Annotated in this window: 22 protein-coding genes, 1 pseudogene and 1 other annotated feature; of the genes and pseudogenes, 22 read left to right on the forward strand and 1 reads right to left on the reverse strand. The window is 35.2% G+C overall.

Going from position 1 to position 25,494, the window contains the following annotated elements; genetic code table 11:
• Window positions 1-189 precede the first annotated feature (189 nt).
• From HMPREF1639_RS02215 to proC, 18 genes and pseudogenes are all read left to right on the forward strand, one after another.
• Window positions 190-1,698: an aminotransferase class I/II-fold pyridoxal phosphate-dependent enzyme gene (locus tag HMPREF1639_RS02215; RefSeq protein ID WP_036762826.1), complete on the forward strand. Its 1,509-nt coding sequence runs from the start codon at window positions 190-192 to the stop codon at window positions 1,696-1,698.
• A 23-nt stretch (window positions 1,699-1,721) separates the two neighbouring features.
• Window positions 1,722-2,411, forward strand: a complete 690-nt coding sequence (locus tag HMPREF1639_RS02220; protein WP_036762827.1) for a dTMP kinase — start codon at window positions 1,722-1,724, stop codon at window positions 2,409-2,411.
• Window positions 2,412-2,495: 84 nt separating this feature from the next.
• On the forward strand, window positions 2,496-3,434 hold the full coding sequence (locus tag HMPREF1639_RS02225) for a DNA polymerase III subunit (RefSeq protein ID WP_036762829.1): 939 nt from the start codon (window positions 2,496-2,498) through the stop codon (window positions 3,432-3,434).
• The gene (locus tag HMPREF1639_RS02230) at window positions 3,434-4,330 is read left to right on the forward strand and encodes a PSP1 domain-containing protein (protein WP_036762830.1); all 897 of its coding nucleotides are present in this window, start codon (window positions 3,434-3,436) and stop codon (window positions 4,328-4,330) included. Before HMPREF1639_RS02225 ends, HMPREF1639_RS02230 begins: the two co-directional genes overlap by 1 nt.
• 88 nt (window positions 4,331-4,418) lie before the next feature.
• Entirely contained in the window at window positions 4,419-5,168 is a 750-nt protein-coding gene (locus HMPREF1639_RS02235; protein ID WP_036762832.1) for a tRNA1(Val) (adenine(37)-N6)-methyltransferase, read from the forward strand.
• Between the two features lie 109 nt (window positions 5,169-5,277).
• Window positions 5,278-6,114, forward strand: a complete 837-nt coding sequence (gene rsmI, locus HMPREF1639_RS02240) for a 16S rRNA (cytidine(1402)-2'-O)-methyltransferase (RefSeq protein ID WP_036762834.1) — start codon at window positions 5,278-5,280, stop codon at window positions 6,112-6,114.
• 299 nt (window positions 6,115-6,413) lie between these two features.
• Complete coding sequence (locus tag HMPREF1639_RS02245) at window positions 6,414-7,850, forward strand: nicotinate phosphoribosyltransferase (RefSeq protein WP_036762836.1); 1,437 nt, start codon at window positions 6,414-6,416, stop codon at window positions 7,848-7,850.
• A gap of 55 nt (window positions 7,851-7,905) precedes the next feature.
• Window positions 7,906-8,334 (forward strand): Lrp/AsnC family transcriptional regulator, encoded by a 429-nt coding sequence (locus HMPREF1639_RS02250; protein ID WP_036762858.1) that lies wholly within the window; start codon window positions 7,906-7,908, stop codon window positions 8,332-8,334.
• A gap of 46 nt (window positions 8,335-8,380) precedes the next feature.
• Window positions 8,381-8,682: a binding site (T-box leader), on the forward strand.
• Between the two features lie 51 nt (window positions 8,683-8,733).
• The gene (gene metG / locus HMPREF1639_RS02255; protein ID WP_036762839.1) at window positions 8,734-10,674 is read left to right on the forward strand and encodes a methionine--tRNA ligase; all 1,941 of its coding nucleotides are present in this window, start codon (window positions 8,734-8,736) and stop codon (window positions 10,672-10,674) included.
• Window positions 10,675-11,445 carry a TatD family hydrolase gene (locus HMPREF1639_RS02260; protein ID WP_036762842.1) on the forward strand — a complete coding sequence of 257 codons (771 nt, stop codon included), beginning with the start codon at window positions 10,675-10,677 and terminating at the stop codon, window positions 11,443-11,445.
• Between the two features lie 103 nt (window positions 11,446-11,548).
• Window positions 11,549-14,065 (forward strand): ABC transporter permease, encoded by a 2,517-nt coding sequence (locus HMPREF1639_RS02265; RefSeq protein ID WP_036762844.1) that lies wholly within the window; start codon window positions 11,549-11,551, stop codon window positions 14,063-14,065.
• Between the two features lie 40 nt (window positions 14,066-14,105).
• Window positions 14,106-15,287 carry a hypothetical protein gene (locus HMPREF1639_RS02270; RefSeq protein ID WP_036762846.1) on the forward strand — a complete coding sequence of 394 codons (1,182 nt, stop codon included), beginning with the start codon at window positions 14,106-14,108 and terminating at the stop codon, window positions 15,285-15,287.
• Between the two features lie 244 nt (window positions 15,288-15,531).
• Entirely contained in the window at window positions 15,532-16,524 is a 993-nt protein-coding gene (locus HMPREF1639_RS02275; protein WP_156955931.1) for a hypothetical protein, read from the forward strand.
• An 18-nt stretch (window positions 16,525-16,542) separates the two neighbouring features.
• Window positions 16,543-17,220 carry an ABC transporter ATP-binding protein gene (locus tag HMPREF1639_RS02280; protein ID WP_036762850.1) on the forward strand — a complete coding sequence of 226 codons (678 nt, stop codon included), beginning with the start codon at window positions 16,543-16,545 and terminating at the stop codon, window positions 17,218-17,220.
• Between the two features lie 111 nt (window positions 17,221-17,331).
• A pseudogene (locus HMPREF1639_RS09675) lies at window positions 17,332-18,024 on the forward strand (ABC transporter transmembrane domain-containing protein); the annotation flags it as partial.
• Between the two features lie 63 nt (window positions 18,025-18,087).
• Window positions 18,088-18,945, forward strand: a complete 858-nt coding sequence (locus tag HMPREF1639_RS09680) for an ABC transporter ATP-binding protein (RefSeq protein ID WP_442956592.1) — start codon at window positions 18,088-18,090, stop codon at window positions 18,943-18,945.
• Between the two features lie 254 nt (window positions 18,946-19,199).
• Window positions 19,200-20,678 carry a hypothetical protein gene (locus tag HMPREF1639_RS02290; RefSeq protein ID WP_156955932.1) on the forward strand — a complete coding sequence of 493 codons (1,479 nt, stop codon included), beginning with the start codon at window positions 19,200-19,202 and terminating at the stop codon, window positions 20,676-20,678.
• Between the two features lie 56 nt (window positions 20,679-20,734).
• Window positions 20,735-21,538, forward strand: a complete 804-nt coding sequence (gene proC / locus HMPREF1639_RS02295) for a pyrroline-5-carboxylate reductase (RefSeq protein ID WP_036762853.1) — start codon at window positions 20,735-20,737, stop codon at window positions 21,536-21,538.
• Window positions 21,539-21,651: 113 nt separating this feature from the next.
• Here proC and trhA read toward each other — a convergent pair whose 3' ends face one another.
• Window positions 21,652-22,302 carry a PAQR family membrane homeostasis protein TrhA gene (gene trhA / locus HMPREF1639_RS02300; protein ID WP_036762855.1) on the reverse strand — a complete coding sequence of 217 codons (651 nt, stop codon included), beginning with the start codon at window positions 22,300-22,302 and terminating at the stop codon, window positions 21,652-21,654.
• 211 nt (window positions 22,303-22,513) lie between these two features.
• Between trhA and HMPREF1639_RS08905 the strand changes: the two genes are divergently transcribed.
• Genes HMPREF1639_RS08905 through HMPREF1639_RS02320 form a run of 4 tightly spaced genes read left to right on the forward strand, consistent with a single transcriptional unit; the run spans window position 22,514 to window position 25,342 of the window.
• Entirely contained in the window at window positions 22,514-23,026 is a 513-nt protein-coding gene (locus tag HMPREF1639_RS08905; RefSeq protein ID WP_052045382.1) for a DUF1836 domain-containing protein, read from the forward strand.
• Window positions 23,026-23,580, forward strand: coding sequence for a ribonuclease M5 (rnmV, locus tag HMPREF1639_RS02310; RefSeq protein WP_036762856.1), 555 nt, complete (start codon window positions 23,026-23,028; stop codon window positions 23,578-23,580). Before HMPREF1639_RS08905 ends, rnmV begins: the two co-directional genes overlap by 1 nt.
• A complete protein-coding gene (gene rsmA, locus HMPREF1639_RS02315) occupies window positions 23,573-24,451 on the forward strand; it encodes a 16S rRNA (adenine(1518)-N(6)/adenine(1519)-N(6))-dimethyltransferase RsmA (protein ID WP_036762857.1) in 879 nt (292 codons plus the stop codon). Before rnmV ends, rsmA begins: the two co-directional genes overlap by 8 nt.
• A complete protein-coding gene (locus tag HMPREF1639_RS02320) occupies window positions 24,452-25,342 on the forward strand; it encodes a hypothetical protein (RefSeq protein ID WP_198021043.1) in 891 nt (296 codons plus the stop codon).
• The last annotated feature ends 152 nt before the right edge of the window (window positions 25,343-25,494 follow it).

Here is a 25,494-nt window from a genome sequence, read left to right on the forward strand (position 1 = left end):
AATAGGACGTAGCCACGTGATTAGGCTCTAGTTTTTACTAGGGTCTTTTTTTGTACGATTTTATACTTTTGTACGTTTTTGTACTCAATTGACACTTTATTTGGCTAAGCTATATACAAAGAGCTAGCTTAAAGGCTATAATAGTTTATATAAATGTTTATCAATATAACGAATTTGGAGGTGGGTTTTATGGATATGGCAATATATAATAAATTATCTTATATACACAAATCGGAACTTATTTCTTTTCATATGCCTGGTCATAAGTATGGTAGGATTTTTGAAAAGTTGGGTTATGATAAGTATATGGATAAATTGTATAAGTTAGATACAACCGAAATATTGGGTACCGATAATCTTCATAATGCAAAGGGGATAATAAAGATATCCCAAGAAAATATAAAGAATATACTTTTTGCTGGTATGAATCAGTATGATAAGGATAATTTAGACCTTGTATACCTAGTAAATGGTAGTAGCTGTGGGATAGAAGCTGCGATCATGACCGCTTGCAAGTCTAGAACTAGTATTATTATAAATAGAGGTTGTCATCAATCCGCCTACAATGCCTGCATGTTGGGAAGGATAGAACCAATTTTTGTTGCTGAACAAATAAATGAGGAAAATAATGTATTGATGGGAGCTAGTAATCAAGACTATATAGAGGCTATTAAATCTAATCCACATGCAAGTGCAGTGTTTATAACTAGACCGACCTACTATGGCATGAGTCAAGATATAGATGAGCTTGTTAGTTTTGCCCATGAGAACAATATGATGGTAATTGTGGATGAAGCTCATGGTGCCCATTTTGGTCTAAGCCATCTCTTGCCAAAGTCTGCTGTATATAGTGGTGCTGATATGGTAATTCAAAGCGTACACAAAACTTTGCCAAGTATTACTCAAACCTCTATAATGATATACAGAAAAAGTACAGTTGATAAATCTAGGTTGTCTAGTATCTTGTCAATGGTTGAGACCTCCAGTCCGTCTTATATGATGATGATGAGCATAGAGATATGTTTTGATATATATGAGAAGAAGGGTTTGGTATTGATGCAAAATTTGATAAATAATATATATATATTTAGGAGGGGTTTGAAGGACTACAAGGTATTTCCTACAAGTGATCCAACTAAGATATTTGTAAATACTATTGAAAAGGGTATAAATGGATATGACTTTGCAAAAGTATTGAGATACAGGTATAATATACAGGTGGAGTTAGCTAATTATAACGGGGTATTATTTTTAGCTACTATTGCAAATACCAAGTCTGATTTTGACAAGACCTTGTTTGCTATGGAGGATATATTGGAAAAGAAGTTGTTTGGTGCCTTGGTTGACTTCCATGAAGATAGTCAAGAGGTCCTGAAACAGAGTAAGACGGGAAGTATCGGGTCCATTTATAGGAGCGAGGCAATAGAAATAGACTTGCCTGTAGGTATACCACCTAGGAAGATGAGTTTAGATAAGGCCTTTGATTCAGACAAGGAAGACATAAAAATTGAGGATGCCTTGAACAGGATTAGTGGTGAGTTTGTGATACCATATCCACCGGGAATAGCAGTACTGGCTCCAGGAGAAGTAATTGACCAAGAACTGATAGACTTCCTAGTTGAGGCCAGGAAGCTGAAGATAGATATAAATGGTCTGGAAAGTCAAAGCTTCAATACTATTAAGTTAGTTAAGGAATAGAGTGAATTTAGTGAGGATAAGATATGCAAGGAAGTATTTTTGTAATAGAGAGTGGTACAGATGGGTCTGGTAAGGCAACGCAGACCAAGTTACTATATGATAGGTTAAAGGCCGACGGTTATAATGTAATCAAGGTTTCCTACCCAAACTACGACTCAGATTCATCAGCCCTAGTCAAGATGTATCTAAGGGGTGATTTTGGGGAAAAGGCAGATGATGTGGATGCCTATATAGCGTCTACCTTCTATGCAGCAGATAGGTATGCCTCTTATAAGACGGAATGGGAAGACTTTTATAAGGAGGGTGGTATCGTTATAGCAGATAGGTATACAACTTCTAATATGGTCCACCAGGCCTCAAAGATGGATGATATAGGCCAGAGGGACAAATTTTTAGACTGGCTTGACCAGTATGAGTATGGTCTGTACAAACTGCCTAGGCCTAGGGAGGTATATTTCTTGGACGTGCCGGTTGATGTGAGCCAGGACCTAATCAAGGACAGGATGAATAAGTTTACCAATGAAAGTCAAAAAGATATCCATGAAAGTGATACGGATTATTTGGTAAAAACATATGAAAATTCAAAGTTTGTAGCTGACAAGTACCAGTGGCAGATAGTAAATTGTATAAATGAGGATAGAAAGATGAGGTCTGTAGACCAGATACATGAGGAAATATATTCAAGGGTTATTTCGATTATAGAGTCAAAATAGTAAGTACTATAGAGTCAAAATAGTAAGTACTATAGAGTCTAGATAGTAAGTATTATAAAGGTCTGTGAAAGGATGGTGAAGCCAATGTTTGAAAGGATACTAGGGCAGGAAAGGGTCAAAAAAAGCTTACAGAATGCCTTAGAGGTAGGTACAATTACAAATGCATACTTGTTCACTGGTCCTGAAGGCGTTGGCAAGAGGTTGATAGCCGAAGATTTTGCTGAGAAACTTTTGGGAGTCAGGCTAGAAAACAGTCCTGATTACAGGTGTATATCGGCAAAAAAAGGTGAGAGTAGCATAAAGATAGACCAAATCAGGAGCATGATAGCAGATATGAGTATCAAGCCCCATGGCGACTACAAGATATTTCTTATAGATAATGCTGATAAATTGACAGTCCAGGCTCAAAATGCCCTTCTAAAAACTTTAGAAGAACCCTCAGCTTATGGTATAATAATACTTGTAACAAGAAATGACCAGGCCCTTCTGGATACTATCAGGTCTAGGTGCATGGAAATCAAGTTTGCCCCCTTGGCTAGTGGCGATATAAGAAGGATTTTGTCTGCTAGGGGTATAGGTGATGACCAGGCCCAGGTGGCAACTATTTTTTCAAGAGGAAGTGCAAGTAGGGCTCTTGATATAAGTGAGAGTCAAGAACTGATGGATATGAGACAGGATTTGGAATCGTATTTAGAACTTATTTTTATAGAAAAAAATAAGTATGAATTGGCTAGGATGGGAGAAAATTTTAAGGCCTATGTCAAGAATTATATTAATCTTTTAGATCTATTTAGGTATTATATAAGAGACCTTATACTCTTGAAGGAGGGTATAGATACCAGTTTGATTATAAACTATGACCGATTGGACTTGCTGAGACGCTTAGCTAGGGAGGTTAGTATATCAAAATTGGGACAGGTAATTGATATTTTGGATGGAAGTCAGACGAGGCTAGCGGCAAATTGTCACTTTGCAACGACAATTGAGGCCATGGCTTTAAATATATATGAGGTGATAAATTAATGGTAAAAATAGTAGGAGTAAGGTTCAAGCCTGCTGGGAAAATATATTATTTCGACCCAGGAGACTTGAAATTGGATATAGGTAATGATGTAATAGTAGAAACGGCTAGGGGTCTTGAATACGGTATGATAGTAATCAGACCCAGGATGGTCAAAGAAGAGGACCTAATTAGCCCCCTAAAACCCATAATTAGGGTAGCCAGCAATGACGATGCAGAGACTTACTTGGAAAATAAGGTAAAGACAAAAGAAGCCTATGATATTTGCGAAGAAAAGATAAAGGATCATGAATTAGAGATGTACCTTATCGATTGTGAATATACATTTGACAGGAACAAGCTTATTTTCTATTTTACTGCAGATGGCAGGATAGACTTTAGGGAATTGGTCAAGGACCTAGCAGCAATATTCAAGACAAGGATAGAGCTAAGACAGATAGGAGTTAGAGATGAGGCCAAGATACTAAATGCAATAGGACCATGTGGTAGGCCCCTATGCTGTTCGACATGGATAGGTGAGTTCATGCCTGTATCTATTAAAATGGCTAAAGAACAGGGCTTGTCCCTAAATCCTGCCAAGATATCAGGTGTATGTGGTAGGCTTTTCTGTTGTCTAAAGTATGAAGCACAAGGTTACGCAGATGCAGTCAAGAGGATGCCATCAGTAGGTTGGTTGGTAAAGGATACCTTTACTGATAGGAAGGCCAAGGTAACAGATGTGAACCACCTTTTGGAGACTATAAAGGTTGAGTATGAAGACAAGACAGTAGGAGTACTTGCTGAGGGAGATTACAAGATAATCAAGGCATCGAAAAAGGATAATGCCCAGGCAGCTAACCAGGAAAAATTAGACAAGGAAGCCTTGGCTGAATTGAAGAAGCTTGAAAGAGAAAAGTAATAAAATCAATCGAGAAAAATAAGATGGAATAATTGATATAACTGAGATACTTAAAATAAAAACTTAGGTAATTGGAAGAGAAAACACGATGAATATAAATTTATTGGATAATGAGAGAATAGATGATCTCCAGCTCAAGGGACTTAAAATCATACAAAATACCAAGGGTTTCTGCTTTGGTATAGATGCTGTGCTCTTGGCAAATTTCACCAAGGTGAAGAAAAATGCCAAAGTAGTAGACCTAGGAACTGGAACAGGAATAATACCAATTTTGCTGGCTGGCAAGTCATCAGCTAGTAGGATTGTAGGTATTGAAATACAGGATGAAGTGGCAGAAATGGCCACTAGGTCTGTAAAACTAAACCAGCTCGAAGATAGGGTGGAAGTCCTAAATATGGACTTGAAGGATGCAGTAGCTGTCTTGGGCAAGGCTCAAATGGACCTAGTAATATCCAACCCTCCCTATATGCATTCAAATGGGCTTATAAACGAAAATGACAAAAAGGCCATATCTAGACATGGGCTCAAGTGTGATATTGAAGACGTAATAAGGGTAGCATCTGACCTAGTAAAGCCAAATGGCAAATTTTTTATGGTGAATAGGCCCAACAGGCTAGTGGATATCCTGGCAATAGCCAGAAATTACAAGCTAGAAGCCAAGCAAATTAGGTTTGTACATTCCAGGGTATCATCTGCACCCAAGATGGTCTTGATAGAATATGTAAAGTGTGCTAAGCCCGAGATAAAGGTCCTAAGCCCCCTATATGTATATAATGAGGATGGTACTTATACGGACGAGGTCAAGGCCATATACTCCAACCAGAGCCTGGAGGGATAGGCTATACTTTTAGAAATAGTGTTATTATAGACAAAAATGGCACTATAAATAGGTCAAAAGCTGATAAAGTTACTAGGTATAGATCTACCTATATGAAAGGAAGTATAAGATGGCAGGTAAATTATTTGTGTGCCCAACACCAATAGGCAACCTAGAAGATATAACATACAGGACACTAAGGGTCCTAAATGAGGTAGACCTAATTGCTGCAGAGGATACTAGACACACGATAAAGTTATTAAATCACTTTGAAATAAATAAACCCCTTACCAGCTACCATGAGCACAACAAGCAGACAAAGGGGCCTATCCTAGTAGAAAAACTCTTGGAAGGTACTAATATTGCCCTAGTCAGTGATGCTGGTATGCCGGGTATATCTGACCCTGGTCAAGATTTAGTAGCCCTTTGTGTAGAGCAGGGTATAGACCTAGAGGTCCTACCAGGGGCGTCGGCCTTTGTAGTTGCCTTAGTGGGTTCGGGCCTGCCTAGTTGGAAGTTTGCCTTTGAAGGTTTTTTGGATAGGGATAGGAAAAATAAGAAGAAGAGGTTAGAAGAAATCAAGTACGAGCAGAGGACCCTTATTATATACGAATCACCACATAGGCTCAAGGATACACTCAAGGTTATGGAAGCCATTCTAGGTGACAGAAAAATAGCCGTATGTAGAGAGTTGACCAAGAAGCATGAGGAATATATGAGGTCAGAAATAAGCCAGATAAGGGCCTATTATGATGAAAATGACCCTAGGGGTGAGTATATACTAATAGTGGATGGGTCAAATGAGACTGGACCTGATAAGGAAGATAGCTATGATGGTTTAGACGAGAGGGCCTATGTCATCAAACTCATGGAAGAGGGCCTATCAAAGAAGGATGCTATCAAGAAGGTAGCCAAAGATAGAAAATTAAAAAAGGACCTAGTATACAAGGAAGTACTGGACCTATAGATAAGTAAATATATAGGGTTTTTCATATGCTTTAAAAAATTAAAAAAATATGCAAAACCTTATTTTTTTATATAAAAATGAGCATAAATTCGCAATGGATAAAAAATTAATAGACAATATTTCTTAAAAAAAGAATACATTTTCATAGCTGTAAAATTATGAATTTAAGGATAAATTTGGTAAAAATTAAATTATTGAAATTTAAATAGCTTTTTAATCTTATTTATGATAAAATATAAGTGTACAAACTAACTTTAGATTATAAAGTATAGATTACTTTAGGCTAAAAGGAGAAGAAAATGACTAACAACTTAACAATGTTGACTGACCTGTATCAGTTGACGATGATGAATGGATACTACAAGAAAGGCATGCACAATAATACTGCTGTATTTGACATTTTTTTTAGAAAAAATGTATGTGAGGGTGGTTATACGATTATTTGTGGTATTGAGGAAGTGGTAAATTATATCAAGAAGCTTCACTATGAAGATTCTGACCTAGAATACCTGAGGAGCCTGAATTTATTCGATGAAGATTTTTTGAGTTTCTTAAGAGACTTTAAATTCACAGGAGATATATATGCTGTCGAGGATGGTACAGTGATGTTCCCTGACGAGCCAGTACTAGTGGTCAAGGCACCGCTTTATCAGGCTCAATTAATTGAGACGGCTATGCTTTCTATTGTGAATTTTATGTCTTTGATCGCAACCAAGGCATCTAGGGTATGTAATGCAGCCATGGGCGATCCAGTTCTGGAATTTGGTTTGAGAAGGGCTCAAGGTCCTCAGGCAGGTTTATATGGAGCCAAGGCAGCAGTTATAGGTGGATGCAAGGGTACATCAAATGTATTGACTGGCAAGATGTTTAATGTTCCAATTTCTGGCACACATGCCCACAGTTGGGTGCAGAAATTTGATACGGAATTAGAGGCATTTAGGGCCTATGCAGATATATATCCTGATAGTTGTCTACTTCTGATTGATACTTATGATGTATTAAATAGTGGTATAAAGAATGCTATTACAGTCTTCAATGAGTTGAGGGCCAAGGGGCATGAGCCATTGGGTGTAAGGCTGGATTCAGGAGACTTGACATACCTGTCAAGAGAGGTCAGAAGAATACTTGATGAAGCAGGTTTTGAAAATGTCAAGATAACAGCATCAAATGACCTTGATGAGTATACAATTACATCATTGAAGCAGGAAGGGGCCAAGATAGATTCTTGGGGCGTTGGAACAAAGATGATTACATCCTATGATTACCCATCATTGGGAGGAGTCTACAAGCTTGCAGCAGCCACTAACTCTGAAGGAGTCCTAGTTCCAAAGATTAAAATTTCTGAAAATCCAGAAAAAATAAACAATCCAGGCTTCAAAAAGGTTGTGAGAATATACAATGAAAATGGCAAGGCAGAGGCAGACCTTATTATGTTGAAGGATGAAGTAATAGATGAGTCAAAGCCTTTGGAAATATTTGACCCTGTCTATACATGGAAGACTAAGCTATTCGAAAAGTTTAGCTTGAGGGAAGTCTTGTCACCACTATTTATAGACGGTGAATGTGTCAGGGAAATGAAGACTGTCCAGGAAGTGACTGAATATACAAGGCAAGAATTGGCTAGTTTATGGGACCAGCACAAGAGAATAAAAAATCCTCATATATACAAGGTGGACTTGTCTGAAGGTCTATGGAAGATGAAGCAAGATATGGTTGCTTCTAAGAGAAAAAAGTAGTATATGTTATGTAAAGTGGGTGGAGATTATGACAAAAAAATCTTATGAAGAAAGAATGGATTCGACGGATGCAAAGATAATAGAGATACTTCAGGAAAATGGTAGAATTTCTATGAAAGACCTAGGTATAGCAGTAGGTTTGACATCACCGGCAGTATCAGAGAGAGTAAAAAGATTGGAAGAGGCCAAAATCATATCTGGTTACAAGGCTATCATCAATCCAGATTCTATGGGTAGGGCTATCAAGGCCTTTATAAACGTATCACTTCCAGGTACGGCCTATGATGCCTTTATTGATGCAGTAAAGAATGACCCAAGAATAGTTGAATGTCATCATATCACTGGTGATGACAGTTCCCTAATTAAGGTTATTGTTGAGAGTATGGATGAACTAGAGAATGTGATAGATATATTGAAGGACTTCGGTAGGACAAGAACGTCTGTTATCCTGTCTACACCAGTCCAGGCAAAATCAATCCTATAAGTAATTGACTTTTTTGAATCATTGTTGTACAATCAAGTTAATAAAATTTTTGGCTGTGAAGAGAAGAGTAGCTACTGGAGTATTTGTAGAGAGTCGGTGGTGGCTGAAAACCGATAATGCAAGGGTGGTGAAGATGGCCTCAGAGCCTCAATCCTGAGCTAGATTAGTTAGGGATTGCGTATGGATGCGTTAGATCTAAGAGATACTGACAGGGAGTCTAAACTATTGTTAAGATACTAGCAGATAAATAATATTTTTAGCTAGGACAAGTAAGACCTTCATATAGAGGAAATACATGTCCCCAGGTCAGTAAATAGGGTGGTACCGTGACTAATATTCGCCCCTATGCATAGCATAGGAGGCGATTTTTTTACTTTTTATACTTTGAGGAGGTTAATTATGACAAGCAAACCAACATTTTATGTAACAACACCAATATATTATCCAAGTGGTAAATTACACATAGGTCATGCCTATACTACTATAGCAGCAGATGCCATAGCTAGGTTCAAGAGGTTCTCAGGCTATGATGTAAGGTTTTTGACTGGTACAGATGAACATGGAGAAAAAATACAGAAAAAGGCCCACGAAGCGGGCAAGAGTGAAATAGAATTCCTTGATGAGCAGATTGCAGATATCAAGAAGCTATGGAAAAAGCTAGAAATATCAAATGACGACTTTATCAGAACTACTGAACATAGGCATGAACAGGCCATTCAAAAAATATTCACAAAGCTATACGAAAAAGGAGATATCTACAAGGGCTCATATGAAGGCCACTACTGTGTACCATGTGAGAGCTTCTGGACAGAATCACAGATGCTAGAAGGCAACAAGTGTCCAGACTGTGGTAGAGAGACTAAGGTAGTAAAGGAAGAGTCATACTTCTTCAGGCTATCAAAGTACCAGGACAGGATTAGGGACCTATTTGAAAATACAGACTTTGTAATGCCTGAGAGCAGGAAAAATGAAATGATTAAGAACTTCCTAGATCCAGGTCTAGAAGACCTATCAGTAACTAGGACTTCATTTGACTGGGGTATCAAGGTACCTTTCGATGAAAAACACGTAATATACGTATGGGTAGATGCCCTATGCAACTATATTACAGCCCTAGGTTATGAGGGAGAAGATGATACAAACTACAAGAAGTATTGGCCAGCAGATGTCCACCTAGTTGCCAAGGAAATAGTGAGATTCCATACAATCATATGGCCAGCCCTACTAATGGCCCTAGACCTGCCACTTCCAAAGAGGGTATTCGGTCACGGATGGATCCTATTTGCCGATGACAAGATGTCAAAATCCAAGGGTAATATAGTATATCCAGGTCAGATGGTAGACAGGTACGGTGTAGATGCCCTTAAGTATTTCCTACTAAGAGAATTCTCATTTGGTCAGGACGGTTCATATACTCATAGAAACTTTATAAACAGGATAAATTCAGACCTAGCCAATGACCTAGGTAACCTAGTGAGTAGAACTGTATCAATGGTTGAAAAATACAATGAAGGTATCCTAGTTAAAAATGAAGTAGGAACTGACTTCGACGCAGACCTAATAAAGACATACAAGGAAGTAAGGCTTGACTTCGAAAGACAGATGAATGAATTGATGTTCCACGATGCCCTAGAATCAGTATGGAAGTTGGTTAGGAGGACTAATAAGTACATAGACGAAACAATGCCTTGGGCCCTATCCAAGGATGAGGCCAACAAGGACCAGTTAAACCATGTCCTATACAACCTATGTGAATCTATCAGGTTGATATCAACATTTATATCTTCATTGCTACCAGAAACAGCTAGGAAGATATTTGACCAGTTGGGTATAGCAGGCAGGGAAGACCTATATGACTGGGCTAGTGCAGATACATTTGGCCTAATACCAGAGGGAACTAAGGTCCACAAGGGAGAGGTCCTATTCCCAAGGCTAGACGTTGAAGAAGAAATCAAGTCATTAGAAGAAATGTTCGCTGAAAAGATAGTAGACCAGGAAGTAAAGCTAGACCACAAGGAAGAAATCACTATAGACGACTTTGATAAGGTGGAGCTAAGAGTAGGTAAGGTTGTAAAATGCGAAAAGCATCCAAAGGCAGACAAGCTACTAGTATCACAGATAAAGATAGGCTCAGAGATGAGACAGATAGTATCAGGTATAGCCCAGTGGTACAAGCCAGAAGACATGGTTGGCAAGAGCATAGTGGTAGTATGCAACCTAAAGCCAGTCAAGCTAAGAGGTGTAGAATCTCAGGGTATGATACTAGCAGCTGGTGATGATGGTGATGACCTGGTAATACCAGAAGCTATTGGTGCAAAAGATGGGGCAGAGGTGAGATAAATGCTGTTTGATTCACATGCTCATTTAAATGATGAGAGGTTTGATGAAGATAGGGACCAGCTAATAGCCTATTTAAGAGAAAATGATGTGGACCTGGTAGTCAATCCGGGTGCAGACATGGAGACATCCAAGACAGCCATAGACCTGGCAAAAAAACATGACTTCATATATGCAGCAGTTGGGGTACATCCACATGATGTAGAATATATGACTGAAGATGATATAGAGACCCTAAAGAAATGGGCCAAGGAAAATGACAAGGTGGTAGCCATTGGTGAAATAGGCCTGGACTACTACTATGACCTGTCGCCTAAGGACCTGCAGAAAAAATGGTTTATCAGGCAGATCCAGTTGGCCAATGAATTAGGCCTACCCTTTATAGTTCATGATAGGGATGCCCATGGAGATACATTTGAGATAATCAAAAAATACAAGGCTCCAGAAACTGGCTGTGTACTTCACTGCTATAGTGGTGAAATTGAGTTGGCCAAGGAGTATATAAAGATGGGCTGCTATATATCAATTCCCGGGACAGTAACCTTCAAGAACAACAGGAAGACCGTAGATGTAGCCAAAAATATACCTTTAGAGTGGATGTTTATAGAGACAGACTCTCCTTATATGGCACCAGTGCCAAATAGGGGTAAGAGAAATGATCCATCCATGGTCAGGTTTGTAGCTGAAAAGATAGCCCTTGAAAGAGGAATCAGCTACGAAGAGGTGTGTCAGGTAACTAAGGAAAATGCCAAGAGGTTCTTTGGTATAAGGTAGAATATTAATAACTAAAGGTTAAAATTAGCGTTGGGAGGGAATTTTTTCTCTTACCAACGCTAAATATTACACAACCGTTTACAATTCATTAAAGGAGTTATATATGTTTAAACTATCATTTAACTATTTCACTCGTAATTACGGGAAAACATTTGTATTGATGTCAATTGTAATTATTGCAATTGTGTTATTTTTGTTTACAAGCATAACGAGGGACTCTATTTATGATTCTCAAATTGAAGAAGCAAGGTCTATGTATGGGAGTTATGATATAGAAATGCTAGGACTAACAAAAAATAATATCAATGTTTTGAGTTCTGATAAGGAAATAAATAATCTATTCTATACTGAAGTTTGTGATGGGGATTTGATAGATAGATCAACTGGATTAAAGACAAGTATTTATGTATTTAACAAACCGTATGTTATTGATTGCTTAAAATATAGTATGATAGGCAGAGTGCCGCAAAATGATAACGAAATTATTTTAGAAGATAAATTTATAAATCAACTTGGTATCAAAGACCCTATTGGGAAGTATGTTAATTTATTACATTCGGTAAATTATAACAAAAACGATGAAAATCATATTAAATCGAAAGATAAGAAATTTAAAATAGTAGGTATATTAAAAAAGACAGGTAAATACTATGAATCTCTGACGGACTCCATTGGAGGTATAAAATACAGAGCATTTATTTTCGATGAAGATTCACTACAAACAAGATTTTTTGACAAAAAGTACGATGGATGTGCATTTCTAAAGGGAAAAAATGCTGAAAAATACTCACAGCATCTACAAAATAAATTGAATTTGGGGTGGGAGAATATACATGAAAACAGTGAGGTATCTTCAATAAAATTACTGAAGCAAAGCTCTGAACTAAATGTAGAAAACATCAGAAATACAATACTAATAGTTCTCATATCTATTATAGTGATTTACAATATTTTCGATATAATATTATCAGATATGAGAAGAGAACTTGCAACTTTTAGGTCACTAGGGATGACCAAAAAACAGTTAATGGAAATGTTATTTATATATGCATCTTTTTTTGTAGTCATAGGTGCACTTATAGGTGTTTTTTTGAGTATTTTGATTTCTTATAGCTACATAAGTTTTATGTATGACAATCCTGTGCTGACAATTAGTTATACAAATATAGGAATATCTATTCTTATAGCGGTTTTTGCTGTATATTTATCGAATATTGTACTGGTTTATAAGTTGCTCAAAAATAAAGTGATAGAGCTAATGAAATATGAAAATATAAAAAATCAGAAAAAATGGAAATTTAAGATAAATATGATAGAGAATAATATAATTGTAAAATTGGCTCTATCAAATATATGGGCAGATAGAACTAAAACTATTATATCAATATTGACAATGACTGCTGTCGGTCTTGTGTTCATTTTGAATTTTGCTTCGGCAGATGTGGTTAAGAAAAGTATGTATGCAGGGAGGAGTGGTGGTATATGGTCGATGAGTTATGGTAATATTGATAAAAAAATTGATGGAAGTATTAAAGGTACTGATCCACTTTACTTTAATATAAGTACTGATATTGTAGAAAAAGTTAAGGCATCAAGTTATGTAAAATGTGTTGAATATTGTAGTATGACGATGGATGCTTTTTTGTTAGATTATGAAAAAAAGGTATCTGAGCAATATAAAGAAGAAGTTGGGATTAATTCGATAGAGTATCCAATAATGATAAGAGCATACAATAAGAATATGCTAAAAAAAAGAAATAGGTTTATAGATAAAGGCAGTAATATATATGAATTGAGCGGCAATAAAAAACCAAGAGTGCTTATTGTTAATAATCTTTACTCGAAAAAAATATCATCAGTAGATAGAAAAATTTTAAATAAAGTTAGCGTTGGAGATACACTTAAAATAAAAATGCCTGTGGATAATAAAGGTACAAAAGAATATAGAGTATTGGATGTAGAAGTATCTGGAATAATGAATACTGAATATGCGGGTGGACAGGATGGTAATGTTGGTTTAAATGGAGCGCAAGTTATAATCAATGAAATGGATTATAGAAGAATAACAAATATATATAATAACAATTCGTTATTTATTACCACTAACAATAATGAAATTATGAATCTTGAAAGAGATTTGAAAAAAATTATTTCAGAAAATGAAGCATTGTCCATAGGAGGCAAAGGTGAAGAGATTAAATATTTAGGCCTGCAGTTGAAAATTGATGAAAAATTAAGGATAATGTATAGCTTAACAGCGATACTTATTGTTTTTATAAATACCATATTTATAATTAAAAGTAATTTGATTATAAGAAAAAAAGAAATACACGATTTATTGTGCATTGGTATGAGCAGAGTTCAGTTAAGGGAAAATATATACATAGAAGGTATTTTTTATGGAGTATTATCATCAATAATTTCATCAATTGTAGCTTCAAGTGTATATATGTATAAGATATCAAATGTTAATAAAGTACTGAAGGAAGCAAAGTTTACGAAAATGATTGAGAATGGAGTACCTGTAAGGCACGTGGTGCAGATATTTGTATTGTTTACAGCAGTTTCTATAGTTTCAACGTACATTGCATCAAAGTCTACAATAAATAAGAGAGTATGATTAAAAATAATATTGGTTGATTGTATTGGAGTGAAAAATAATGAATAAAGAAAAAATGATGAAACTCACGATTGTTGCAATTATTTTTTTAACAACAATTGTCCTTTTATTATCTTTAAAATTCAAATTAAATGAAATATCTATTGCAGAAAATAACTATGGTAAGCAAGATTTGACGATAAGGAACATCAAAGAGCTAAATAATTTAGTTTATAAAGATATATCTAAATATACTGTCTATAATTACTATCCGGAAATAGAATATAAGTTTATCAATGGGAAGAAAGTATATGGTGTCGAACTAATGGATATTGACAAAAATTACTTTCAGATGATGTCATATAGTTATGATAGCAGTATAGTAAAAGACGGTAATATAATAATAAGTGAGGGGTTAGCAAAGTATTTAAATGTTAAAGTCGGAGACAAAATAAAACTAGATACGGATAAAAATTCTGAGATATATATTGTGTCTGGTACTGTTAATAATAAAATGTACATAAATGACAGTGATATAGTTTACAGAATAAAAAACCATATAAATATTGGTGAGAGAACATTTTTTTCTGCAGTATTAAAAGATATCCATGTCGAAAAGGAATATATTACTAAATTAGATAAAAAATATAAAATTGACTACAATGTACCCCTTATAAATGCGAAGAAAAATTATCTTAACATTAAGGATAGATTTATGTTTGCAATATTCTCCATGATAATATTATCATTGTCTATATTTGTATTAAATGTTATTTACAACAGAGAGGAAAAATATATTATAGGAACAAAAAGGATAATAGGAGGAGATATTATATCTTTGAAAAAAGATTATTGTAATACTTATAAAAAATTAAGTACTATTTACGTTGGTGTTACAATTATTGTATCCTATATCATATCAGAATTGATAAATTCATTATTATTTAAATCTGTTAGAATTTCTCTAATAGATATAGCTACAATTGTAATAATGTACATTTGTTTTGTTACATTAATATTCCTAATAGAGTTGTTCTATGCTAGAAATATCTTATCTACACCACCAATTGATATTATAAAAGAAACAAACAGCAAAGAAAAGAGAATGTTTAAAATAAGCAATATTAGATATATAAATCTAAAAAGTAGATACAATGTATTCTGGAAATACTATCAAAGAGATTTGATTAAAAATTTTACTGATTATAATTATTATATCAGTTTCAGCATCATATATATTTAAGACGAATTACACAAATTATTTAAATAAAGTCGTATATCAACAGTATAAAAAATTTGAAGGTAATGATTATGATTTCGATATCAATATTAACGGTAGAATTAACACCAACGAAGGGATTGAACCTAGCATATATGACTCTATAAGCTCAAATAGAGATATAGAACAGATAAAAGGAAGTAGATACTCATATGGTTTAGTTAAATTAGATCCTAAGATTGAGTATGATAAAAAATATTTTGAAGAAGTGTCAAAAATTTCAGGGTATTATAGAAGCGTATTAAAAGGTGTTTACTTTAGAGATGGTGGAAATACTTTTTTGAAAAGTGAAATTTTAGGTGTCGACAATACCTACATAAATGAAATGCAAAGGTACACAATTCAAGGAGAAATAACACAAAATAATATGAAAAAAAATTCTATTATTTTATATATTCCAAAACTAGAAACTGATAAAAAATTTAAAGTAAACTATAAAGTTGGAGAGTATGTTGATTTGTACATACCTCAAGAGGGTAGTTCTGATGAAAGCTATTTTGGTGCCAATAAAATTGACAAATGTTTTTATATTGGTAAATTTAAAATAGTCGCCATGGTAGAAAAACCACCAATAGTATCAGAATATTACGCTGGTGACTTGAGCATAATACCGGTTATGCACATTGATAATCTAAATAGAATAACTAAAACGAATATTTATAGAGATGTAAAAGTAAAATTCAAGTCAAATCTTACAGATGGTCAAAAACGAGTATATTTTGAAGAGATTTATAAAAAATCAAATCGCCCAGGAATGAGTTTTATAAGTTATTTAGATGAAAGGAAATCTGACTTCGAAAATATTGATAATGGTATAAAGTTGAAAAATATGATAGCTATTTTTGTGATATTTCTAACATTATCAATATCATCTATAAACTTGTTTATAAATATTAAAAAGAGAGAAAATGAATTAAGGCTACTACATTTTATCGGCTTATCGTTAAAGAAAATACGTGGTTTTATGTTTATTGAGAATTTTTTGAACTATATATGTTCATCTATTTTATTCATGATTCTATCTTTAAATGATAGGAGTATGATCGTTAAAGAATATGCAGATACACTTTTAGATAAAAATATAGATAGCGGTTTTAAGATGCTTTTGATAATTGCTATATTGGTTATAATTGTAGGTGCAATAAATATTAGAGTGTTTACGTATATTTCATTGAAAAGAATGTGGAATAAAGATTTATAAATGAAAAGGGAGATTGTTATGAGTATATTGACAGTTAGTTCTTTAAAAAAATACTATGGAAAAAAGGAAAGTCTAGTAAAGGCAGTAGATGGCATAAGCCTAGAAATTGAAAATGGAAAATTCACTGCCATAATAGGAACTAGTGGTTCAGGAAAAAGTACCCTGCTTCATTGCATGGCTGGCCTAGACAAGCCAACTGAGGGTAGCGTATTTCTTGACCAAAGAGATATATACGCCTTAAATGATGATGAGTTGTCAAAAATTAGGAGACAAGAATTTGGATTTATATTCCAAAGCTTTAACCTAATACCAGTCCTTAATATTTATGATAATATAATCCTACCAATCCAGCTAGATGGAAAGAAGGAAGACAAGGAATATATTATGGCTATAGTAAAAAAGGTTGGCCTAGAAGACCAACTTAAGAAGTTTCCTAATGAGTTATCGGGAGGCCAGCAGCAAAGGGTGGCAATTGCAAGGGCTCTATCCAACAAGCCAGCTATAATATTTGCAGATGAGCCTACAGGAAACCTTGATAGCAAGACTACTGAAGAGGTAATGAGCCTGCTTAGGTCTACCGTAAAAGACCTAAACCAGACCCTACTTATGATAACTCATGATGAAAATATAGCAAAGCAGGCAGATAGGCTTATTACCATAAGTGATGGGAAAATAATAAGTGATGAAAAAAAATAATAATAACATTAAAAAATTCTTAAAATATGTGTGTAAAAAAATAAAAAGAAAATATTTGTATCTGCGATATTTGTGATATTAGTTACATTATTTGATTTGTATCTTCCACTCTTACTAAAGAAAATAATTGATAAGGGTATTATGGAGAAAGATATAAATATATTGTTAAGGTTTGTTGTAATATATTTTCTGATCCAACTAATGTCAATTTTGATTGAGTTTATACTTAATTATATTTATTCGCTGATGAGAAACTCTATTGCAATAAAAATTAGGCTTAAGATACTAAAAAATATATCTGATTTATCGGGAAATTATTACACAAATAAAAAAACAGGGAATGTACTTTCTATTATACAGTCGGATATAGATGCAATAGAACGACTGGATGCAGAGTTAGTTTTCTCTTTAGTGAAAGATTCTTTTACAGCCATAGCAGCATTATATTTTATGATTCGCCTACAGTTAGACTTATTTCTGTTGGTTGTATTTTTACAACTATTATTATTCTTATTGCAGAGAATTTTTACGAAGAAAATACATGCAAATATATCAAAAATAAGAAATGAGTATGGAGAAATTACTAATGTTGTACAAGAATATGTGCTAAACATTATGAGTGTAGTTATATCGAAATCTAGAAAATTTTTTATCTCAGATTATATAAAAAGAGAACGTAAAATGATATATAAAAATATTAAGACAGATATGTTATATAGTGGTAATATTTCTGTAGCAATAGCTATAAATTCAGCAATAACAATGATATTATATGGATATGGCGGATATAAGATTATAAGTGGAAATTTGACATTAGGAACTTTGCTGGCATTTCAGAGTTATAGTGCGATGCTGTTAGGACCATGCATGAGTATTGTAAATGCAAATAATAGAATTCAGCAAGCAAAAGTATCTGTAGATAGAGTGTATAGTCTATTAGATGAAAAAAGCGAAATAACAGAAATTAAAGGTTCTATAATATTAAATAAAGGCAATATAGAAAAAATTGAGTTCAGTAATGTTAGTTTTAGTTACACCAGCTGTGAAAGAAAAGATGCATATATTTTAAAAAATCTTAATCTAGTTTTTAGTAAAGGCAGTATATGTGCTTTAGTTGGAAATAGTGGATGTGGAAAATCAACAATTATAAGTTTGCTTTATAGACTTTGGGATGTTGACTCAGGAAATATACTTATCGATGGAAATAATATAAAAAACGTAAATTTAAACTCTCTAAGAAAACACATATCTATAGTAACGCAAGACTGTATAATATTTGATGCAACAATTAAAGAAAATATTTGTCTAGGGAAAAAGGTAAGTGATGAACACTTACGGTTGATCTGTGATAAGGTAGGTCTAAGCAAATATATATCAAGTTTAAAAGAGGACATAAATACAAAAATTGGTGAAAGGGGAGTTAAAATATCTGGAGGGCAAAAACAGAGAATTGCAATTGCTAGGACAATACTTAATGATAGTGATATTATTGTTTTGGATGAAGCTACATCAGCACTAGATAACATATCACAAAGCGATGTAATAAAAAATTTAAAAGGATATTTGAACAATAAAATTGTAGTTATAATTGCTCATAGATTATCTACAATCAAGGATATAGATAATATTTACGTCTTAAATGATGGTAAAGTCGTAGATAAGGGAAATCATGAAAATTTATTAAGACACTCAGAACAATACAAAAGGTTATATTACAATGAATAATCGGCTATACAATTTATATATGAGTTATATATTGATAATTAAATATACGGAAATTTTTAAGCTATTAGTTCTAAAGAGAGTATGGATAAATTCCAACTCTCCTATTTTAGAAGATAGATGAAATTTTATTTATTTTCAATAATGTTTTTAAAAAATATATATTTCTAAAATTATTTATACATGATATAATAAAAATAGTAATTGATATATGATATAAATGAACGGCGATAATAGTATTTTATGTAGGAGGTAGTATGATGAAGATGAATCTATCTAAAAAACTGGCTATTTCAGTACTTTTATTGTCTTTGGGCTTATCACAGGTCGCTTGTCAAAGTCAGAGCTCCAAGGATGATATGTTTAATCAGGTCGGTCAAAGTCAGGAAGCTGATAAGGAAAATAGGCAAAACCTAAAGGCCCTGGAAGACTTAGTTGGTATCAAGGATATCGAATCTATCAAGATTACACTTGATGACTGGATTGGCGGACATGATTCAAAAAAGAACGATATACTTGTCTTGGAAAGGACCCTTGATATTAAAAGTAAGAGCCAAGTATTAGCCTTTGCGGATATATTTATGGGTGTTGGCAAAAAAGACCTTAAGGGAGATGAAATCTATAAAGAAGCTCTTTCTCAGAAGGAAGATATTGTCAATAGATTGAAGTTAAGTCCTGAAAAAGCGATGATAGACAGCTATATAAAGGACATTAAGGAGAATAAGCATGGATATTATAAAAATACTACAATCAAGGGGAATGTTGAACCAAAGTCAAGTATCAGCTTTAAGAGTAAGTCAGGAGACCAGGTAGACTTTGTATTAGAAAATGCTTTAGGAAGAGATTTATTATTAGTCAATAAAAAGGGTAGCATATATAAGCTAAGATATGAAGATTTAGATTATATTATATATACTATGATGGATAGCCATGATAAAGGACCATTGTCAAAAGACCTGGACAAATATGTAAAGGACAAGGGTGACTATATCAAGTATAGGATTAGTCATGTGGATGTTAAGCTTCCAAATAAACTAGAAGAGCCTACATATGGCGATAGGTTTAACCTTTACCTTGCCTATGTAAATGATCTATTAAAAAATACAGACTTTAAAGATGGGTTGGCCCCATATCGAGGACAGGATTTGAGTTTTGAAAGGTATAGACTGAATAAAGAGAGTCAAAAGAGACCTAAGGCAGAAGAGTCCTATCTAGTGGCAGTATTTTCTGGAGACAAGCTTGTGGGAGCCTACAAGGATTTTTATGGAAATACGAACTCTTTCGATGGCAAGACTTTAGAAGACCTGCTTAAGATTGAATATAAGGACTGGGTAAAGACCAAGATGGTCCATGACAAGGAGGCTGCTGAGCTAGATAAGTTGGGAGACAAAGGTATAATAAGGAAATTTGTAGAATTGCAGAACGCCAGAGACAAGAGGCAAGAAGGCCTTAGGTTACCAGACTATAGGGATGGTTATTCTAAGTTATTCAAAAGTAAACATGATGTAGAGGATGGCTATATAGAGAATATTATTTCGGCCAAGCTATTGTCGATAAAGCCTGATGAACGCAAATTTGAGGTTGGACTTAATACTATAGATAAGGCCTATATGGTAGAGGTAGACTATAAGTTTAAGGAAGTTATAGTCATAGAAAATGGGGTAGATGAAAAAAGCTACGAAATGATAAATCTAGGTCCTGGTCTAGGATATAGGATCTATCAAATGGGCTACTAATAATTTATTGCTAATATAAAATTATTGAACTGTAGCTACTTACATAGGAGGAATATATGAAATTAGGTTTTATAGGGGCAGGCAATATGGGGTCCGCCATGATAGGTGGAATCCTCAAGTCAGGCCTAATAACTAGCGAAGATATAAGGGCTGTCGCTCGTAGTCAAGAGACACTTGATAGGATAGCCAGTCAATATGGGATAGGTACTAGCCTGGATGCTAGAGAAGTGGTTGATTTTGCAGATATAATTATCCTGGCAGTCAAGCCCTACCAGGTGGGAGGGCTTTTAAAGGAGATAGTAGGTCTTCTGGACGGTAAGATACTAGTTTCAGTGGCAGCAGGTCTTACCCTAGATCACCTTGAAGATATTGTTGGTAGTGATAAGAAGATAGTCAGGGTCATGCCAAATACACCGGCCATGGTTGGTCAGGCCATGTCAGCCCTGGTAAAGAATAAACAAATTACATATGATGACCTAGTGGAAGTGGATAAGATTTTTAAGTGTATAGGAAAGACCCAGCTTATAGATGAGTCTATGATGGATGCTGTTATAGGGGTGAGTGGGTCATCACCAGCCTATGTATTTATGCTTATAGAAGCTATGGCAGATGCAGCAGTTTTATCTGGTATGCCAAGGGACCAGGCCTACCAGTTTGCTGCCCAGGCAGTATATGGGTCTGCCAAGATGGTTATGGAGACGGGCCTACATCCGGGTGTCTTGAAGGATATGGTTTGTTCACCAGGAGGAACTACAATTAGGGCAGTAGAAGTTCTAGAGGAGAATGGACTTAGAAATGCCGTAATCAAGGGGCAGTTGGCCTGTGTAGACAGGTCCAGGGAGATGAGCAAGGAGAGATAGGTTAATATGTGGATGCATAGACGATAAAAATAAGTTGATATACGGATATATAATACTATAAAAGGAGGCTGTTTCCATTTGTTGGGTTGACAGTCTCCTTATACATTTCAAAACTATATCAAAAACAAGAATACTAGCAAAAAGTGGGCTAGTGAGCCAAGCATTATAAATATATGGAATATATCGTGGAAGTTCCAATTTCTAATATTTGGCTTCTTAATAGCGTATATAATACCGCCAATCGTGTATAGGACTCCGCCAAGCACTAGTAGGAAAAATGCAGGCCCAACTAGGTTGATATATAGGTCCTTAATGACAAAGATTGCAACCCAACCCATGCCTATGTATAGGGCGGATGATAGGATTCTAGGCATATTTATCCAGAGTATTTTCATCAAGATTCCGACTAGGGCTATTACCCAAAGTATTACAAATACAGGTATGCCGGTCCTCTTTGGAAGGACATATAGGCAAAATGGCGAGTAGGACCCTGCAATCAAGACGTATATCATGGAATGGTCTAGCTTTCTCATATACAAGACAAATTTTTCTTTTTTTGCACTGATGGCATGGTAGATGCCACTGGTGAAGTATAGGAGTATCATTGACGATCCAAATATAATCGTTGAAACAAATAGGCTGTAGTTTATAGATGGCCCAAGGACCTGCTTTAGTATCAATAAGACTAGGGCCAGTATTGATAGACAGCCTCCTATTAGGTGTGTGATAGAGCTGATTGGCTCTCTTAATTTTAATGTATTCATATTATTCACCCCGAATCAAATCTTATGTAGTATCAAGAACTATGTATAAGAATATTATAGACTGTATGACATAAATTTTCAAGTGTTTTTTTCTTTATTTATGCTTATTGCTTTACAAATTTTTTGAAATACGTGGTATAATATATTCTGCATAAAAAAATTGATAAGAGATTAAGCACAAGATGATTTATATTATAGAAGTGGTGATAAGATGTATAGAATAGAAGATATAATTGAGGGTTTGACTCAAAAGGGAGATATGAGGTTGGAGGATATACCTGAGATAGACCTCTATATGGACCAGGTCTTGACCCTGTTTAACAAGCACTTCCCCTACAATGAAGGGGAGCAGGCCTTGACTAAAACTATGATAAATAACTATGCCAAGAGTGGTGTCATAAAACCAGCAGTTAAGAAGAAGTATACCAAGGAACACATCCTTATGATAGTGATTACCTGCCTATTGAAGAGGGGTATTACTATGTCTGAGATAAGGGACTTGGTGACAGACTCAGACGTAGAAGAGGCCTACAGCCTATTTGTAGATCAAAAGAAGATTATGAATGACAAGCTAATTGAAGTAATGGGACCAATAATGCTTGATTTGAAGGAAAATAAGATAATGAATTCGGAAAACAAGCTGTTTGATGTATTGATGCTTTGCTACTATTCAAACCTATTGAGTGAGGCGGCAAGGGCTATAATTAGGGGAGAAGATGACTAATGATAAAAGAAGTGATAGTAGTAGAAGGTAGGGATGATATCAGGGCTGTCAAGAGGGCCCTAGACTGTGAACTAATAGCCACAGGTGGATTTGGTTTTCCTAAGGGAGTTATGGATAGGATAAAGGCTGCCCAGGCTAGGAGGGGGGTAATTATATTTACCGACCCAGACTTTGCAGGAGAAAAGATAAGGAAGAAGATAGCCAATGAGGTAGAGGGTTGCAAGCACGCCTTCCTGCCAAGGGAAGAAGCTAGCAAGGATGGTGATATTGGCATAGAAAATGCCAGCCCGGAGAGTATCCTAGCAGCCCTAGCCAAGGTCAGGACTGAAATAAAGGCAGATAGAAAAGAGTTTTCTAATGTGGACCTAGTGAAAAATGGCCTGATAGGTAGTGACAAGTCATCCCATAAGAGGGACAAGATAGGCAGGTTGCTAGGTATAGGCTATGGTAATTCCAAGCAGTTTTTGAATAGGCTCAATAATTATGGGGTTACAAGGCAGGAATTTGACCAGGCCTTGAAGGATTATGCAGAAGGGAGACAGGAGCATGAATAAGAGACTATCATCTCATAGTGCAACCATGGACCTTGTAAAGAAGCATGGCTTTAAATTTACAAAGTCCTTGGGGCAGAACTTTTTGATAGATGATAATATAATAGACAAGATAGTTGATGGGGCTGGTGCTGGACCTGGTGACAAGATAATCGAGGTTGGGCCGGGTATAGGTACCTTGACCAGAGAATTGGCATCAAGGGCTGATAAGTTGATGGCTGTGGAGATAGACAGGAACCTGATACCGATTTTGGCAGACACCCTAGGAGACTACAAGAATGTAAAGATAGTAAACGAGGATATAATAAAGGCAGATATAAGAGGTCTTATAGATGAGAACCTGGATGGTGGTCCTGTCAAGCTAGTAGCCAACCTTCCTTACTATATCACTACTCCTATAATCATGAGGTTTTTAGAGGAAGATATAAATGTGACTGATATAGTGGTCATGGTTCAAAAGGAAGTGGCAGAGAGGATGAACGCCCAACCAGGGGGCAAGGACTTCGGTGCCCTGTCAGTTGCTGTTCAATACTACTGTGATACAGAAATAGTAGCCAAGGTGCCTAGACATCTATTTGTACCCCAGCCTAATGTAGATTCTATAGTTATAGCCCTGAGGGTCAGGCCAGAGAGAAAGTACAAGGTAGATGATGAGGCCTTGTTTTTCAGGGTGGTCAAGGCAGCTTTTGGGCAGAGGAGAAAGACTCTACTGAATTCAATTTCTAGCATGGGTACCCTATCTAAGGATGGCGTTAAGGAGGCCCTACTTGAAGCAGGTATAGATGAAAAGAGGAGGGGTGAGACCCTTAGCCTTGATGAATTTGCCCTTTTATCAAATACAATAGGAAGTAAGCTAAAGGAGACGGTTAAGTAGATGTGGAAGCTGATAAAAAAACTATTTAAGTGGATTAGTATAATATTTAACTGGATTGCTGTAAGGTTTCTTAAATTGAATATAATAGTTAGAGTAGTTGTGATTATATTGGTATTTATGATGATATACGGAATTACCTTTAAGTTTGTTAGGACCAAGATAGACAAGGGTCAGACTATGGATATAATGAATGTTGATACTGGTGGTGAAAAGTCCAAGACTCAAAAGGCTATGGAAGCTAAAAAAGCTGAAGAAGCTAAAAAATCTCTTTTGGTTAGGTTCAAGGAAGCTAAGAAAATATATATATCAGACGATGAAACTGAGAATATAAGGATTAGTGGTGAAACCCTAGAACAGTTCAAGAGGAAGGCAGAAGTATTTGTCAAGGTGAGAAATATCAGTGGTGATTTTAAGTCCAATAATAAGGGCTATAGTGACAACGACCTTTATTTCAAGACGGACTTTAACTATTTTGTAATTACGAGTGGTAAGATAGTAGAAAACTACAAGGTGCCTGTATCTATGAAGGAAGAATTTGAGTCAGATTATAGGAAACTGATATATACATCTCTTGACTTTATTACCAATAAGGAAAATGTTGGGTCTATAACTTTGTATCACGGAAATGAGTCAAAGTCTGTATGGCCATGGAAGAAGGACGATCTTATCTACAAGATTCTCTATAAGAGGGAGGTAGGAAAGATTCAGCCAGACAAGGAATTTAAGAAGTCAAAGGACAACTATACAATAAAGATGGAAAAATCAGGTGTAAAGATTTCTATCCAGACTATGGGCAAGGACTTTATCAAGGTCACTTGTGGAGATAATACAGCCTATTATGAGGTTTATCCAGAATTGTACAACTATCTGCATGACGAGGTTTTTAAATAAGAATATTAAAAGGACCATAGGTATCCGTATTTGCTGTCAACTAAAGGCTAGGCTTTTTGGTTGGTGATTGGGATTTATCTGTGGTCCTTTTTGTATGTTTGGTTCTATGTCAAATAACGTTGGTGATAATTTAAATCAATAAAATCTATTAA

This window comes from Peptostreptococcus sp. MV1, from assembly GCF_000758885.1.
Lineage (GTDB): Bacteria > Bacillota > Clostridia > Peptostreptococcales > Peptostreptococcaceae > Peptostreptococcus.